Origin of the sequence: Tissierella praeacuta DSM 18095 (assembly GCF_900128955.1) — a bacterium.
In the GTDB taxonomy this organism is placed as follows: Bacteria; Bacillota; Clostridia; order Tissierellales; family Tissierellaceae; genus Tissierella; species Tissierella praeacuta.
This window is the reverse complement of the sequence record NZ_FQTY01000001.1, coordinates 285,862-301,486: the sequence shown is the minus strand read 5'-3', so window position 1 is coordinate 301,486 and position 15,625 is coordinate 285,862. Positions and strand designations below refer to the sequence as shown.

The following is a 15,625-nucleotide window of genomic DNA, read 5'->3' as shown; positions in this document are numbered from 1 at the left end:
GATTACAATGATAGCAGAAATTATTACAATAGGCTCAGAAATTACTATGGGCAGTACTTTAAATACTCATAGCAAATACATTTCTGGTAAACTATTAGAGATTGGAATAGAAACTTATTATCACACTTCTGTTGATGATAATAAAGCCAGAGTTAAGGATATTATAAAAATATCTTTACAAAGAGCAGATCTTATAATTACAACAGGAGGACTAGGTCCTACAGACGATGATTTGACAAAAGAAGTTATAACTGAAGCATTAGGTTTAGATCTAGTTAAAGACATAGATATGGAAAATAATATTAAAAGTATATTTGATAAATTAAATAAAACAATGTCTAATAATAATTTAAAACAAGCTTTGAAGCCAAAAGGAAGTCAGTTTTTAAAAAACTCTATTGGTACTGCACCTGGGATATTATTATCTAAAGATAATAGAACAATAGTAATGTTACCTGGACCTCCAAAGGAGATGGAATTAATGTTTAACAATGAGGTGCTACCTCTTCTTCATGAAGATTTTAATATTATAAATAAATCTATTAACATAATAGGTATAGGTGAATCTCAGCTAGAAATGCGAATAAAAGATTTGATAAACAAAGATCCAGATATTAAAATTGCAACATTCGCCAAAGAATTAGAAGTTGAGATTAAAATAGTAGGTAAAGGAAAAAATAAAGATATTATTGAAAACAAAGTAAATAATGTAATTAAAATACTAGAAGATAGATTTAATGAGTATATCTATGGCTTTGATAATGTCCCAATAGAAGCTATAGTTTTAAATTTGCTAAAAGAAAAAGGTTATAAGGTTGGTTTTTGTGAATCTTGTACAGGAGGATTAATTAGTAGTAGATTTAGCCGTATACCTGGTGTATCTGAAGTTTTTGACAGAAGTATAGTTACTTATAGTAATAATGCAAAAATTGAGGAACTTGGAGTAAAATCTGATACATTAGAAAAGTATGGTGCCGTAAGTGAAGAAACTGCTATAGAAATGGCTAATGGATTATTAACTAGAAATAATTTAAATTTAGCATTATCTATAACAGGAATTGCTGGACCCGATGGTGGAACTGACAAAAAACCAGTGGGACTAGTATATATGTGTATTGCAAATAAAGGTATATCTATACCTATCAAATGTAATTTCAATGGAAATAGAGAGTCTATACAAAATAAAGCATCCATAAGAGCATTCTTTGAATTAAGAAAGTTTTTATTAATAAATGATTGACTTAATTTAAATTATGTTGTAATATATAGTTAGAACGAATGTTCGAAAAGAGAAAGGGGTGAATCCAGTTCTACTGGAATGCTATGATCGATAATACAGAGAAAAAAAAGGCTTTAGATTTAACCTTAAGTCAGATTGAAAAACAATTTGGAAAAGGTTCTATTATGCGACTAGGTGAAGATGCAAAACTAAATATAGATGTAATACCAACAGGTTCCTTAGATCTTGATATTGCTTTAGGAGTAGGAGGTATTCCACGTGGCAGGATAATTGAAATATTTGGGCCAGAATCCTCAGGTAAGACTACTGTATCACTTCATATGATTGCAGAATCTCAAAAATTAGGTGGCATTGCTGCCTTTATAGATGCTGAACATGCTTTAGATCCTTCATATGCAAAAAGATTAGGCGTAGATATTGAAAATCTTATAATATCACAACCAGATACAGGAGAGCAAGCTTTGGAAATAGCAGAAGCTTTAGTGCGAAGTGGAGCAGTAGATATAGTTGTAGTTGACTCTGTAGCTGCTCTTGTACCAAAAGCAGAAATAGAAGGAGAAATGGGTGATAGTCATATTGGTCTTCAAGCTAGACTTATGTCTCAAGCTCTTAGAAAGTTAGCTGGTACCATTAATAAATCCAATTCAACTGTGGTATTTATAAATCAGCTTAGGGAAAAAGTGGGAGTAATGTTTGGTAGTCCTGAAACAACAACAGGTGGTAGAGCATTAAAATTTTATGCTAGTATCCGTTTAGATGTTAGAAGAATTGATTCAATAAAACAAGGTGATGATATTATTGGAAATAGAACCAGAATTAAGGTTGTAAAAAATAAGTTAGCGCCACCTTTTAAACAAGCAGAATTTGATATTATGTACGGTACTGGTATTTCTAAAGAAGGCAATGTTTTAGACTCTGCTGTCAATGCTAATATTATCAACAAATCTGGATCTTGGTATAGTTATAATGAACATAAACTTGGTCAAGGTAGAGAAAATGCTAAGGATTTCTTAAGGGAAAATCCTGATATATTATTAGAAGTTGAAAATAAGGTTCGTGTACATTTTGGTTTAATTGAAGATAATGTTAACTCCAAGGATATATCTAAAAATTCTGAGGAGCAAGATAAATAAAGAAATATAGACCTCCTCTTAAAGGAGGTCTATTTGTGAGGTGTTATATTTGAAGTTATTATTTTTTACTGATACTCATATTAGAGGAACTACTCCTAAAAATAGAAAAGATATATTTGTAGATACAATTGAACAAAAATTGATAGAAATTAATCATATAATAAAAGAAAACAATGTAGATTTTGTTCTTCATGGAGGAGATTTATTTGATAGACCAGATATATCTATAGCTGTTGCAAGTAGATTTGCTATGATCTTAGATAAAATACCTGTTCCATTTTATTTAATAAGTGGAAATCATGATATCTATGGACATAATCCAGAAACAATAAATAGAACAATGTTAGGATTATTAGATACCCTAGGAGTTGTTAAGCTAATAAAAAATGGTGAAAAAATAATTCTTAAAAAAGATAATATAAAAGTACAATTGACTGGACAACCATATGTATATGATATTGATACACCTGATCATCTAGATTATTATTTGTTAAAAGAAAAGGATGATGATGTAAACTATTCCATACATATGGTTCATGGCATGTTATTAGATAGACCTTTTATAAAAGGAATTCCTTATACTTTAATAGATGATATAAAAGATACTTTAGCAGATATTACTCTTTCCGGTCACTATCACGCAGGATTTAAACTTACAAATATTAACGGAAAATATTTTATTAATCCAGGAAGCTTAGTTAGAATAACAAATAGTTTAAAGGAAATTGAAAGAATTCCACAAGTAGTATTAATAGATTTAGAAAAAAGTATAATAATAAAGGAAATTCCTTTAAAAACGGCATTACCTGGAGAAGAAGTATTGGACAGAAAAGAAATAGAGAATAATCTGTTTAAGCGTGAAAGAATATTTGAGTTTAAACAGACTATAGATGCAGCTTTAGATTTTGAAAAAATGGATATAAATGAAGTATTAATGGAAGTATCTAACGCAGAACATGTGGAAAATGAAGTTAAGGTAGAAGCTTTAAGAAGGATTGCAATTATTCAGATGAAAGGTTTAGCTGGTGATTAAATATGAAATATATTGAAAAGGTAATCTTGAAAAATTTTCAATCACATAAGAATTCAGTTATAGAATTTGACAGCCAATTAAACGTAATTGTTGGTCCATCAGATAGTGGTAAAACTGCAATTCTTAGGGGTATTAGATGGGCTCTTTATAATGAACCCTCTGGAGATTATTTTATTAGAGAAGGAACTAGTGAATGTAGTGTAACTCTTGTATTTAATGATGGTACAAAGATAAAAAGATATAGAAGCAAAAGCAAAAATATTTATTTTCTTTATGATGCTGATGATAATGAAACTAAATTTGAAGGTTTTGGAACATTAGTTCCACAAGAAATCATTGATAGAATAGGAATTAAAAAAATATTATTAGATAGTCAGCTTTCTAACTCTATTAATTTAAGTGATCAATTGGAAGGAGCTTTTCTATTATCAGAAAGAGCTTCTACTAGGGCAAGCTCCATCGGAAGACTTGTAGGAGTTAATATAATTGATGACGCCTTACGTGAAACCCTAAGAGATAGTCGTAACCTATCTAATAGTAAAAAAAATACAGAAGACAGTGTTATTCACTTAGAAAAAGAATTATTAGAATATAGTTATATAGATGAAGTAAAAAATAAAATTGATCAAATTGAAAAAATTAAAAATGAAATACAAGAAAAAGATAGAACAATAAATAAATATAAAGATCTATTACATAAGCTTTCAAGTATTATACATGAAAAGAAAAAATTAAGTGTATATATAGGTAAACTTGAAAAAGCAACCTCTGTAGACAGTATTTTGGGAAGCATTTCTTCTAATATTAATATGCTCAATTATATTAAAAAACAAAACATTATTATAAATGAATTATATCTATATAAAGAAAAGAACACAAGTATTATTAACTCTTTAAAGTATATTAACATAGCTGAAAATAATATTTTAAAAATGATTTCATCATATAGTTTAAAATCCAAATTAATAAATTATAAATTTAAACTTGATTCAATGCATTATGAAATCAATAACTTTAAAAATATATCGATTAAATTAAAGAAAATCCACATATTACAAGATAATATAAATATAATTGATAATAAAATTTATGAACTAAGTAAGCTTAATATTATAAAGGAAAAGTATTTATTCTTAAAGAGGAGTTTAGCTATAGGAATTAAATATGTTGAAAAATTACAAGAAGTAGATAATATCTCTATAATTTATATAAATTTACAAAAGAAAATTAATCTTTTAACAAAACTAAAAACTTTATCCAATAACTATAACTGTCATAAAAAAGAGTTTATAAAAACCACTCTTTTAACAAAAAAATATAAAGATGAAGTAGAAACTCAAATATTAAGATATAGAGAGCTATTATTAAAACAAGAGGTTTGTCCTTTATGCTTTAGTATCATTGACAATGATAAAATTGAGCATATTATAAGTCATTATAATTAGGAGGTATATTATGGATTATGAGAAGGAACTTAATAATTTAAAAGAAAATCTGGAAAAGGCTAAAAATCTAAAATATAAAGCTGAAGCAAGATTAGAGCAGTTAACACAGCAAGAAGAAGAAATAATAAAAGAGTTAAAAACTCTAGGTGTTGAACCAGAAGAATTGGAAAGTGAAATTAATAAATTAACATTAGAAATAGATAGATTGTTTAAAGAAGCTAATGAACTACTACCAAAAGATTTATTAGAAAAGAAGTGATTAAAATGCTAAAGGATTTACAACAATTAGATGATTATTTAATTAAATCAAAAGAATATATTGCAAGGGAATCAGGAAAGAGAGATAAAATCAAAGAACAATTAAAAATGGAAAAACAAAACCTTCAAAATATAGAAAAAGAAATAGAACTGCTATCTAAAGTAAGTGTACTATTTCAAAAAACCTCAGAATTTGCTAGAGAACAGGCTAAAAATCAAATTGAATCTTTAGTTACTAAATGTTTGCAATTTATATTTGAATCTGATATTGAATTTTTAATTGAAATTGAAGAACAACGTGGAAAGTCTAATGCTGAATTTTATGTAATTAATAAAGCTGAAGATATATTAATTAAAACTAAACCAGAATTATCAAGGGGTGGTGGTGTTGTCGATATAGTTTCTTTGGCTTTAAGAATTGCTTTTTTACAAATTCACAAACCTAAAATAGAAGGTCCTTTAATTCTAGATGAACCTGCAAAACATGTAAGTGATGAATATATTTTTAATGTTGCAGATTTTTTGAAACAGACATCTGAATTATTTAATAGACAAATAATTATGGTAACTCATAATCACCATCTAGCAGCCATAGGTAATAATGCATATAAGGTAGATATAAAGGGTTCTGAGAGTACTGTAACAAGGATAACCTCCTAATACATCTTGACATTATATTGTAAAAGTAATAAAATTGAGTTATGTGGTATATTCTATACAATTTATTATTTTAATTTATTAAGCTTGTAAAATATGCTTATATTTAATGAAAATGAAAATGTAGTATGGAACTTGAAAATTTTATACAATTGGAGGTGTTTAGTTATTGAAATTTTAATTGCAATTCTCGGGGCAATTATTGGAATTCTCGTTGGTTATTTTATAAGAAAAACTATCGGAGAAGGTAAAATAAATAATGCTGAGGAGTTAGCTAAAAAAATCATTGAAGATGCTGAAAGGGATGGAGAAGCTCGTAAAAAAGAGCTTTTACTAGAAGTCAAAGAAGAAATCCATAAGCTTAGAAATGAGGCGGAAAAAGAAAATCGCGAACGAAGAAATGAGCTTCAAAAGCTTGAAAGACGAATACTTAACAAAGAAGAAAGTATTGATAGAAAAAGTGATGCGATTGAAAGAAAAGAAGAACTTTTAGCCAAAAAAATTAAAGAAGTTGAAGATAAAGAAACTTTAATTGATGAAATCTGCAAAAATCAAGTATTAGAGTTGGAAAGGCTTTCTGGTTTGACTTCAGATGAAGCAAAAGAATTATTATTAGATGAAATTAGAAAAGAAATAGTCCATGAATCTGCTATTATGATTAAAGAAATGGAAAACAAAGCTAAAGAAGAAGCTGATAAAAAAGCAAGAGAAGTAATATCTACAGCAATACAGAAATGTGCTGCTGATCATGTAGCTGAAACAACAGTAACTGTTGTAGCCCTTCCAAATGATGAAATGAAAGGGAGAATTATTGGAAGAGAAGGAAGAAATATTAGAACCTTAGAAACATTAACTGGAATAGATTTAATTATTGATGACACTCCAGAGGCTGTAGTTCTATCAGGTTTTGATCCTGTAAGAAGAGAAGTTGCTAGAATAGCTTTAGAAAAACTTATAGTTGATGGTAGAATACATCCTGCTAGGATTGAAGAAATGGTAGAAAAAGCGAAAAAAGAAGTAGATAATATTATCCGTGAAGAAGGTGAACAAGCTGCATTTGATGCTGGTGTTCATGGAATTCATCCAGAATTAATTAGGCTTCTAGGTAGATTAAAATACAGAACAAGTTATGGACAAAATGTACTAAAACATTCTGTAGAAGTAGCACATCTTGCAGGTATAATGGCTGCAGAATTAGGAGCTGATGTTAAGATAGCAAAAAGAGCAGGTCTATTACATGATTTAGGAAAAGCTGTGGATCATGAAGTTGAAGGACCACATGTGGATATAGGAGTAGACTTAGCTAGAAGATATAAAGAGTCTAAAGAAGTTTTACACGGTATTGCTGCTCATCATGGTGATTGTGAACCACAAACAGTTGAAGCTGTTTTAGTACAAGCAGCGGATGCTATTTCAGCAGCAAGACCAGGAGCAAGAAGAGAAACCCTTGAAGCTTATATCAAAAGATTACAAAAGCTTGAAGAAATAGCAAATTCCTTCGATGGAGTAGAAAGATCTTATGCAATTCAAGCAGGACGAGAAATTAGAATTTTAGTAAAACCTGATGAAGTCTCTGAAAGTCAGATAATTCATACAGCAAGAGATATTGTAAAAAGAATAGAATCTGAGTTGGATTATCCAGGTCAAATTAAAGTAAATGTAATTCGTGAAACTAGAGCTATTGAATACGCTAAATAATAATTTTTTAAATAAATACTAAATGTGGAAGTAAATAATATAAAAATATATTTAAAAAATTTAGTTAGAGGGGGCTAATTTAATGGATGTATTAAAAGTATCAGCAAAATCAAGTCCAAATTCTGTTGCAGGAGCATTAGCAGGTGTATTAAGGGAAAAGGGAGCCGCTGAAATTCAAGCAATAGGAGCCGGTGCTTTAAATCAAGCCGTAAAAGCAGTAGCAATCGCAAGAGGATTTGTTGCTCCAAGTGGAATCGATCTTATTTGTATACCAGCCTTCACAGATATAATGATAGATGGTGAAGAAAGAACAGCTATAAAGTTGATTATTGAGCCAAGATAATATTATAAAAAACCTGCCTTACTGGCAGGTTTTTTATAACTCATTTCGCACATACTATCATCAATATACTTTAGTATAAAGGAGGAATTTGATGATTTTTGATTTACATGTACATACAAATCATTCAGATGGAATATTTTCACCAGAACAGATAGTTGATTTAGCAGTTAAGGTAAATTTAGATGGAATAGCCCTTACTGATCATGACACAATAACTGGAATTGAATCAGCTATTAAATATGCCAACAGATATAATAATTTTATGGTAATTCCAGGAATTGAATTTGGTTGTACATTTAAGGATGAGGAAGTACATATCCTTGGATATTTTATAAATTATCAGGATAATAATCTTATTAAAATAACAAATAAATTAAAAGATGCAAGATTAACTAGAGGAATTGAAATGGTTAAGAAACTTAATATATTAGGGCTTGAAATCTCATTAGATGAAGTAAGGGAGTTTTCTGGAGAAGAATATATTGGTAGACCTCATATAGCTAGAGCATTGATTAAAAATGGTTATGTGACAGATATTCAAGAAGCATTTCATAAATACCTAGACAGAGGTAAGCCAGCATATGTTGAAAGATATAGAATAACCATTGATGAAACCATATCTTTAATAAAGAACATTGGAGGCATTGCTATTTTAGCTCATCCAGGTATTCTAAAGAATAAGGATATAATAAGTCATTGTATTTCATTGGGTATAGATGGATTAGAGTGTATACATTCTAAACATAGTAAAGAAGATATGGAATATTTGATTAATATATCAAAATCAAATAATTTAATAATTACCGGTGGTTCTGATTTTCATGGTGATCTAGTAAATGGAGAATTAATATTGGGAAAATATTTTGTTAATATTGATACAATCCCACAATTTAAGGAGAGGATATAATTGACTATATATAAGGGAGAAAGACAAAGACAATTTCCTACAAAAATAAGTACTACTTCTTTTGTTAAACTTTATATATTACATCTGTTAAATGAAAAGTCTTATTATGGAAATAAAATTAAGGATGAAATAAAAGCTAGATTAAATAATAGATGGGAGCCCAGTCCCGGAATGATATATCCTCTTCTTAGAGAATTAGAAGGAGAAGGTTATATTGAAGGATGGTGGGATGAACCTGATAAAAGGTCTATAAGGAGATATAGAATAACTGACGAAGGAAAAAAACATTATAAAATATTATTGTTACAAAATAAAACTTCTTTCGAAGATTCTTTACTTATTGTTAAAAATGTGTTAAAAGATATATATGGGGAAAGAATATAACTCTATAAAACAAATATTATTTTGGAGGTATGATTTTTATGAATTTTAATTTATCAGAAAAAGGTTTAAGGATAGCACCTTCAATTACTTTGGAGATTACTGCAAAGGCAAAAGCTATGAAAGAATCTGGAATAGATGTTGTTAGTTTTGGAGCTGGAGAACCAGACTTTAATACTCCTGAGAATATCCAACAAGAAGGTATTAGGGCAATAAAAGAAGGACTAACTAGATATACACCAGCTTCTGGAATACTTGAACTAAAGAAAGCTATTTGTGCAAAATTAAAAAAAGATAATGGATTAGAATATAAAACAAATAATATTATAATATCCAGTGGTGCAAAGCATTCTATACATAATGCTTTAATGGCAATATTAAATCCAGGTGATGAAGTAATATTTGCTGTTCCATATTGGGTAAGTTATCCTGAATTAGTAAGACTTGCTGATGGAGTTCCTGTTCACATAGAAACAAAGGAAGAAAATGACTTTAAATTTAATATAGATGATTTAAACAAAGCATTAACTAATAAAACTAAAGCTATTATATTAAATAGTCCAAGCAATCCAACAGGCTCTATTTATACGGAAGAAGAATTAAGAAAAATAGCAGATTGGGCAGTTAAAAATAATATCTTTATTATTTCTGACGAAATATATGAGAAACTAGTATATGATAATAATAAACATGTTTGCATTGCATCATTTAATGAAGATATAAAGAGATTAACAATACTTATAAATGGTATGTCAAAGGCATATGCAATGACTGGATGGAGAATTGGATATGCAGCTGCTCACGAAGATATAATTAAAGTAATGAGTAATATTCAAAGTCATGCAACATCCAATCCTTGTTCTATATCTCAATATGCAAGTATTGAAGGTCTAATAGGAGATCAAAGTAGTGTAGAAGAGATGAAAAAACATTTTGTAGAAAGAAGAAACTATATGGTTGAAACTATAAATTCAATCAAAGGATTAAGCTGTAGAAAACCTCAGGGTGCTTTCTATATAATGATAAACTTTACACAATTATTAGGCAAAACAATAAAAGGTAAAGTAATAAATTCTTCTTTGGATTTTGCAAGTTTATTACTTGAAGAAGGTAAAGTAGCAGTAGTACCTGGCATAGCTTTTGGAGATGATAAATATGTAAGATTATCTTATGCAACCTCTATGGAAAATATTAAAAAAGGGTTAGAAAGAATAAAACAAATAGTAGAAGAATAAAAAAACCAAACTAATAAAAGGTTAACATATTATAATTATGTTAACCTTTTATTAGTTCTATGACTTTCCCCACAATAAGTTTACATAATGATGTTATGTAAACTTATTGTGGAATTTATTAGATTCCTTTTTAACTACAGACTTTAAAAACGACCTCATAAAATCGATTTTAAGAAGCTTAATTTTAATTGCTAATAGGTTTGTTAATGATTGGATAAAATCCAATTACAAGCTCATTATATGGCTTAAACATTGTTCTTGTGAATCTTAAGATGTTAATTATAATTTTTGTTACAGTTTTTACTTTGATTAGCTGATTATATTGTTTTCCGAGGATAAATTTGGTATTTTTATAATACATTAAAATATTGATTTAAAATAATAGTGTGTATAGATAGATCTAAAAATCTAATAGATCAAAAGCCATGTTTGTAAACAAAAGAAAAAACAGAAAAACATTATTTGTTTTTTATATTATATTAAATTTGATTTTTGGATAATTTTAGTGTAAAATATTATTAGTCACAAAATAGTTATTTTGTGACTAATAACTAATGAAAAGAGGTACATAATGAATAATATACCATTAATTCTTGAAGATTACTTAAATTATATGGAAACAATTAAAGGTTCTTCCCCTAATACGGTAAGGGAATACTTCTTTGATTTAAGAACATTTTTCAGATTCATTAAGTTAAGATATAGGCTTGTCGATTCTCAGCAGCCTTTTGACGAAATTGATATATCTGATATTGATTTAGAATTAATAAAAAAATTAAATATCCAAGATCTACATGCTTATATCTCATATGCTGATAAAAAACGAGATAATAAGAATTTTACTAAATCGAGAAAAGTAGCGTCCCTTAGATCTTTCTTTGAATACTTATATTCAATAGTAAGTATAATAGAAAAAAACCCGGCCGAAGCTTTAGAATTTCCTAAAAAAGATAATAGGCATCCCGCTTATCTTACATTAGAGCAGTCAGAACTACTATTAAATACAGTGTTAGAAAACAGTAATGAAGAATACCGTAAAAGAGACTATGCAATAATCATGCTGTTTTTAAATTGCGGTCTACGATTGTCAGAATTATCCAGTATAGATATAGATAAGATAAAAGGAAATGATACTTTGTCCATAATCGGTAAAGGAAATAAAGAAAGAACTATCTTCTTAAATGATGCATGCATATTAGCCATTCAGGATTATCTTAAAGTTAGACCTGAAAATGCAACAGATAAAAAAGCCATGTTTATAAGTAAAAGAAAAAATAGAATGAGTAATCGTGCTATTCAACATATGATTGATAAATACTTGGAAAAAGCTGGATTAGATACTTCTATTTATTCCACACATAAATTAAGACATACAGCTGCTACACTGATGTATAAGTATGGAAACGTAGATATCAGAGCACTACAAGAGATTTTAGGACATGAATCAGTATCTACAACTCAAATATATACGCATATTGATAATGAAAGGCTTAGAGATGCAGTAAAAAGTAATCCTTTGTCTACTAGAACTAGTAAAAAGAGCTAAAAATCAAATCTTTTTTTAGCTCTTTTTACTAGTTATTTACTTATAACTGGAATTTTTATTCTATCTCCTGGATAAATATAAAAATCTTTCATTTCGTTAAATTCTTTAATATCATATACCATTTTTCTTACATCGGTTTTTTCCGGGAGATAATTTAATGCAATATTCCATAGAGTGTCCCCTTCTACAACTTTAACTTCCGTATAACTAGTTTGATAAACCGAACTATAGGCTTTATTTTTTAGCAATACAGTAAAGAAAATAATTGATATAACAGCAAATACAGAAGTAATAAATAAGAAAAATCTTTTCTTGTTAATTATTTTATATCTCTTTTTCACAATACCACCTCGCACATTAGTTCTGAACAATCGTTCTAAGAACATTTTACACAAACGTAGGTTCTTTGTCAATGGTTTTTATGAAATAAAACGAACCTTTGTTTGAAATATTTTTGATAATATGATATAATAAAGCAAAATTAGACTATTAAATATATACTATGAATGAGAGGTGTGTTTTATGTATGAAGATTTGACTCAGAAACAAATTGAAATTTTATTATATATAAAATCTGAGGTTCAAAGACAAGGTTATCCACCAGCTGTAAGAGATATTTGTAAAGGCGTTAATTTGAAGTCTACTTCAACTGTCCATAGTCATTTAGAAAAGCTTGAATCTAAGGGTTACATTAGAAAAGACCCTACTAAACCTAGAGCTATTGAAATCCTTGATAGAAATGATGATTTTCTGCTTATATCTAAGAAAACTGTTGATATCCCTATTCTAGGAAAAGTAACTGCCGGCACCCCTATATTGGCTGTAGAAAATATTGAAGATACCTATCCTGTGCCACTGGAACTTGTTGAAGGCCATGATGTATTTATGCTTAAAATCCAAGGAGAAAGTATGATTGATGCAGGTATTCTAGATGGGGATTTAGTTTTAGTCAGAGAACAAAAATCTGCATTAAATGGTGATATAGTAGTAGCTTTACTAGAAGATGAAGCTACAGTTAAAAGATTTTTTAAAGAAAAAGATAGAATAAGATTACAACCTGAAAATCAATTCATGGAACCTATCTATGCAAAAGATGTATCTATTTTAGGCAAAGTCATAGGATTATTTAGAAAAATGTAAAATAGCAGGATATTAATATCCTGCTATTTTATTATTCAAATATCTTTATTTCATCAATTAACTTTCTACTATATAGATTGTTTAAAGATTTCATCACACCTAATTTACAATGCTCATATGTTAAACCACCTTGATAATATGCAAAATACGGCTCTCTTATAGGTCCATCAGCACTAAGTTCAATAGATGAACCCTCTATAAAGCCACCTGCTGCCATAATCACCTTATCTTCATATCCCGGCATATCCCAAGCTTCAGGAACAACATATGAATCCACTGCAGAAGCAGCTTGAATTCCTCTACAGAACTCAATAATCCTTTCTGGACTATTTAACTGAACCCCTTGAATTATATCTGATCTTAAGTCATCAACATCAGGAACCACATTAAATCCTAATTCTTTATATACAATTGCTACTAATAAAGCTCCTTTAACTGCTTCAGATACTATATGAGGTGCTAAGAATAACCCCTGTAATGTACTTCTTGTAGTACCGAAAGTAAGCCCACATTCTTTTCCCAATCCTGGAGCAGTTAATCTATTTGCTATTTGTTCTACTAAATTTGATTTCCCTACAACATATCCTCCTGATAGAGCAATTCCTCCACCTGGGTTTTTTATCAATGACCCAGCCATAATATCAGCTCCAACATTAGTTGGTTCTTTAAATTCAAGAAATTCACCATAACAATTATCAACCATAATAATTACATCTTTTTTATATGTTCTGATGGCTTTAATTGCATTTTCAATTTCTTCAATAGTTAGCGCTCTTCTGTCACTGTATCCAGTAGATCTTTGAATCATAAGTATTTTAGTATCTTTAGATATATTTTTTATCACTTCTTCAATATTAATAAGATTTCCTTTTAGAGGAATTTCTTTATATATAATCCCATAATCCATTAAAGTTCCTAGCATACCTCCTTTAACTCCTATTACTTTTTGAAGTGTATCATAAGGTGCTCCTGATATAGCCATAAGTTCATCACCAGGTCTTAAAAGCCCTGATAAAGTTAAAGTAATAGCATGAGTTCCTGAAGCAATTGCCGGTCTAACTAGAGCATCTTCTGTATTAAATACATGGGCGTATATTTGCTCTACTTTATCTCTCCCTATATCACCATATCCATAACCTGTTGTCCAATTAAAGTCTGTGGAAGATAGTCTACATTTTTGCATTGCATTTATAACTTTATATTGATTATATTCTTTAATCTCATTAACTGCATTAAATTTATCTAAAATTAGCTTTTCCTTTTTATTAATAAATTCTATAATCTCTTTATCCAAATTAAATTGTTGACATAATTTATTTATAGTTAACTCATTCATTTAATTCACCTTTCCATTGTTTTTAAAATACAAAAGCCTCTGATAATTTCAGAGACATTTGCAAAACTAATATATTAAAATTAGTTATCTAAGTCTATCTGTTTAACAGGTATTATTGTAGAAATAGCATGTTTATATATCAATTGTTGCTTCCCTTCACTTTCTAAAATTATAGTATAATTATCAAATCCTTTTACTTGACCTTTTATCTGATAACCATTAACTAAAAATATTGTTATTCCTATTCCATCTTTACGAGATTTATTTAAAAAAACATCTTGCAAACTTATATTTTGTTTCATACTTTTCCCCTCCCCTATTTATTAATTATAATCTTATCTTTAGAATAGTCAATTATATATTGACTTAAATCATCAAGATTAGAAAACTTATCTACATTCATCCATTTTATTCTATTATCTCTTCTAAACCATGTCAACTGTCTTTTAGCATAATTTCTTGAGCCTTGTTTAATTAACTCTACAGATTTTTCTAATGAAATATTACCTTCTAAATACATTATAATCTCTTTATATCCTATACCCTGCATAGACACAAGTTCTTTATTATATCCCATTTTTAAAAGGTTATTGACTTCCTCTACAAGCCCTTCTTCTATCATTATGTCTACTCTAAGATTAATCCTATTATATAATTCTTTTCTATCCATATTTAGACCAATCATTACTAAATTATAATCTTCTACTGGTACTCTAAAGTTTTTATTATGTTCGGACATAGGTTTACCTGTTATTTCAAATATCTCTATTGCTCTAATAATTCTTTTTCGGTCATTAACACTTATTTTCTCTGCACTTTTTATATCTATTTTTTCTAATTCTTGATGTAAATATTCATTGCCATGCTTATCTCCTAAGGATTCAAGTTTAACTCTAATTTCTTCATTTGGAGCAACTTGAGTAAAATTCAGATTATATACCAAAGAATTAATATATAATCCTGTTCCACCTGCGACAATTGGTAATTTACCTCTACTGTTAATATCTTTAATTAATTTAACAGCATTATTTTTAAAATCGGCTACAGTAAAATCTTCATTTGGGAATATTATATCTATTAAATGATGAGGAATGTTCTCCATTTCTTCTTTAGTAATTTTAGCTGACCCTATATTCATATATTTATATATTTGCATAGAATCAGCGGAAATAATTTCCCCATTTATTCTTTTAGCTAATTCTACAGATAAGGCTGTTTTTCCTATGGCTGTAGGCCCTATTAAAATAAACAAATTATCTTTATCTTTCATAAA

Annotated in this window: 17 protein-coding genes; 13 read left to right on the top strand and 4 right to left on the bottom strand. The window is 28.6% G+C overall.

Annotation, left to right across the window (positions count from 1 at the left end; translation table 11 throughout):
• Nucleotides 1-7 precede the first annotated feature (7 nt).
• The 12 genes from BUB33_RS01645 to BUB33_RS01590 all read left to right on the top strand — a co-directional run bounded on the left by BUB33_RS01645 (nt 8) and on the right by BUB33_RS01590 (nt 11,876).
• A complete protein-coding gene (locus BUB33_RS01645; RefSeq protein ID WP_072972263.1) occupies nt 8-1,240 on the top strand; it encodes a competence/damage-inducible protein A in 1,233 nt (410 codons plus the stop codon).
• Between the two features lie 83 nt (nt 1,241-1,323).
• Nucleotides 1,324-2,373 carry a recombinase RecA gene (gene recA, locus BUB33_RS01640; protein ID WP_072972259.1) on the top strand — a complete coding sequence of 350 codons (1,050 nt, stop codon included), beginning with the start codon at nt 1,324-1,326 and terminating at the stop codon, nt 2,371-2,373.
• 40 nt (nt 2,374-2,413) lie between these two features.
• Nucleotides 2,414-3,406: a metallophosphoesterase family protein gene (locus BUB33_RS01635; RefSeq protein ID WP_327191960.1), complete on the top strand. Its 993-nt coding sequence runs from the start codon at nt 2,414-2,416 to the stop codon at nt 3,404-3,406.
• A 2-nt stretch (nt 3,407-3,408) separates the two neighbouring features.
• Nucleotides 3,409-4,851, top strand: a complete 1,443-nt coding sequence (locus BUB33_RS01630) for an AAA family ATPase (protein WP_072972256.1) — start codon at nt 3,409-3,411, stop codon at nt 4,849-4,851.
• A 10-nt stretch (nt 4,852-4,861) separates the two neighbouring features.
• Complete coding sequence (locus BUB33_RS01625; RefSeq protein WP_072972253.1) at nt 4,862-5,110, top strand: hypothetical protein; 249 nt, start codon at nt 4,862-4,864, stop codon at nt 5,108-5,110.
• 5 nt (nt 5,111-5,115) lie between these two features.
• Complete coding sequence (locus BUB33_RS01620; RefSeq protein WP_072972250.1) at nt 5,116-5,769, top strand: DNA repair protein RecN; 654 nt, start codon at nt 5,116-5,118, stop codon at nt 5,767-5,769.
• 138 nt (nt 5,770-5,907) lie between these two features.
• Nucleotides 5,908-7,464, top strand: coding sequence for a ribonuclease Y (gene rny / locus BUB33_RS01615; protein WP_072972881.1), 1,557 nt, complete (start codon nt 5,908-5,910; stop codon nt 7,462-7,464).
• Between the two features lie 82 nt (nt 7,465-7,546).
• On the top strand, nt 7,547-7,807 hold the full coding sequence (locus BUB33_RS01610; protein ID WP_072972247.1) for a stage V sporulation protein S: 261 nt from the start codon (nt 7,547-7,549) through the stop codon (nt 7,805-7,807).
• A gap of 91 nt (nt 7,808-7,898) precedes the next feature.
• A complete protein-coding gene (locus BUB33_RS01605; protein WP_072972244.1) occupies nt 7,899-8,714 on the top strand; it encodes a PHP domain-containing protein in 816 nt (271 codons plus the stop codon).
• Entirely contained in the window at nt 8,715-9,098 is a 384-nt protein-coding gene (locus tag BUB33_RS01600; RefSeq protein WP_072972236.1) for a PadR family transcriptional regulator, read from the top strand.
• Between the two features lie 38 nt (nt 9,099-9,136).
• Nucleotides 9,137-10,330: a pyridoxal phosphate-dependent aminotransferase gene (locus tag BUB33_RS01595; RefSeq protein WP_072972233.1), complete on the top strand. Its 1,194-nt coding sequence runs from the start codon at nt 9,137-9,139 to the stop codon at nt 10,328-10,330.
• 571 nt (nt 10,331-10,901) lie between these two features.
• On the top strand, nt 10,902-11,876 hold the full coding sequence (locus BUB33_RS01590; protein WP_072972230.1) for a tyrosine recombinase XerC: 975 nt from the start codon (nt 10,902-10,904) through the stop codon (nt 11,874-11,876).
• Nucleotides 11,877-11,908: 32 nt separating this feature from the next.
• Here the strand turns inward: BUB33_RS01590 and yneA are convergent, their stop codons facing one another.
• On the bottom strand, nt 11,909-12,217 hold the full coding sequence (gene yneA / locus BUB33_RS01585) for a cell division suppressor protein YneA (protein WP_072972226.1): 309 nt from the start codon (nt 12,215-12,217) through the stop codon (nt 11,909-11,911).
• Nucleotides 12,218-12,398: 181 nt separating this feature from the next.
• Here yneA and lexA point away from each other — a divergent pair, with 181 nt between their 5' ends.
• Nucleotides 12,399-13,016, top strand: a complete 618-nt coding sequence (lexA, locus tag BUB33_RS01580; RefSeq protein WP_072972222.1) for a transcriptional repressor LexA — start codon at nt 12,399-12,401, stop codon at nt 13,014-13,016.
• Between the two features lie 31 nt (nt 13,017-13,047).
• Here lexA and BUB33_RS01575 read toward each other — a convergent pair whose 3' ends face one another.
• From BUB33_RS01575 to miaA, 3 genes are all read right to left on the bottom strand, one after another.
• Complete coding sequence (locus BUB33_RS01575; RefSeq protein WP_072972219.1) at nt 13,048-14,352, bottom strand: methionine gamma-lyase family protein; 1,305 nt, start codon at nt 14,350-14,352, stop codon at nt 13,048-13,050.
• An 80-nt stretch (nt 14,353-14,432) separates the two neighbouring features.
• The gene (hfq, locus tag BUB33_RS01570) at nt 14,433-14,654 is read right to left on the bottom strand and encodes an RNA chaperone Hfq (protein WP_072972215.1); all 222 of its coding nucleotides are present in this window, start codon (nt 14,652-14,654) and stop codon (nt 14,433-14,435) included.
• A 14-nt stretch (nt 14,655-14,668) separates the two neighbouring features.
• Nucleotides 14,669-15,622 carry a tRNA (adenosine(37)-N6)-dimethylallyltransferase MiaA gene (gene miaA, locus BUB33_RS01565; protein ID WP_072972211.1) on the bottom strand — a complete coding sequence of 318 codons (954 nt, stop codon included), beginning with the start codon at nt 15,620-15,622 and terminating at the stop codon, nt 14,669-14,671.
• Between the last annotated feature and the right edge of the window lie 3 nt (nt 15,623-15,625).

Bases quoted from the DNA above. Each gene is read 5' to 3' on its own strand.
- BUB33_RS01645 (WP_072972263.1), top strand. From the start codon at position 8: ATGATAGCAGAAATTATTACAATAGGCTCAGAAATTACTATGGGCAGT.
- recA (WP_072972259.1), top strand. From the start codon at position 1,324: ATGATCGATAATACAGAGAAAAAAAAGGCTTTAGATTTAACCTTAAGT.
- BUB33_RS01630 (WP_072972256.1), top strand. From the start codon at position 3,409: ATGAAATATATTGAAAAGGTAATCTTGAAAAATTTTCAATCACATAAG.
- BUB33_RS01625 (WP_072972253.1), top strand. From the start codon at position 4,862: ATGGATTATGAGAAGGAACTTAATAATTTAAAAGAAAATCTGGAAAAG.
- BUB33_RS01620 (WP_072972250.1), top strand. From the start codon at position 5,116: ATGCTAAAGGATTTACAACAATTAGATGATTATTTAATTAAATCAAAA.
- BUB33_RS01610 (WP_072972247.1), top strand. From the start codon at position 7,547: ATGGATGTATTAAAAGTATCAGCAAAATCAAGTCCAAATTCTGTTGCA.
- BUB33_RS01605 (WP_072972244.1), top strand. From the start codon at position 7,899: ATGATTTTTGATTTACATGTACATACAAATCATTCAGATGGAATATTT.
- BUB33_RS01595 (WP_072972233.1), top strand. From the start codon at position 9,137: ATGAATTTTAATTTATCAGAAAAAGGTTTAAGGATAGCACCTTCAATT.
- BUB33_RS01590 (WP_072972230.1), top strand. From the start codon at position 10,902: ATGAATAATATACCATTAATTCTTGAAGATTACTTAAATTATATGGAA.
- lexA (WP_072972222.1), top strand. From the start codon at position 12,399: ATGTATGAAGATTTGACTCAGAAACAAATTGAAATTTTATTATATATA.
- BUB33_RS01575 (WP_072972219.1), bottom strand. From the start codon at position 14,352: ATGAATGAGTTAACTATAAATAAATTATGTCAACAATTTAATTTGGAT.
- hfq (WP_072972215.1), bottom strand. From the start codon at position 14,654: ATGAAACAAAATATAAGTTTGCAAGATGTTTTTTTAAATAAATCTCGT.
- miaA (WP_072972211.1), bottom strand. From the start codon at position 15,622: ATGAAAGATAAAGATAATTTGTTTATTTTAATAGGGCCTACAGCCATA.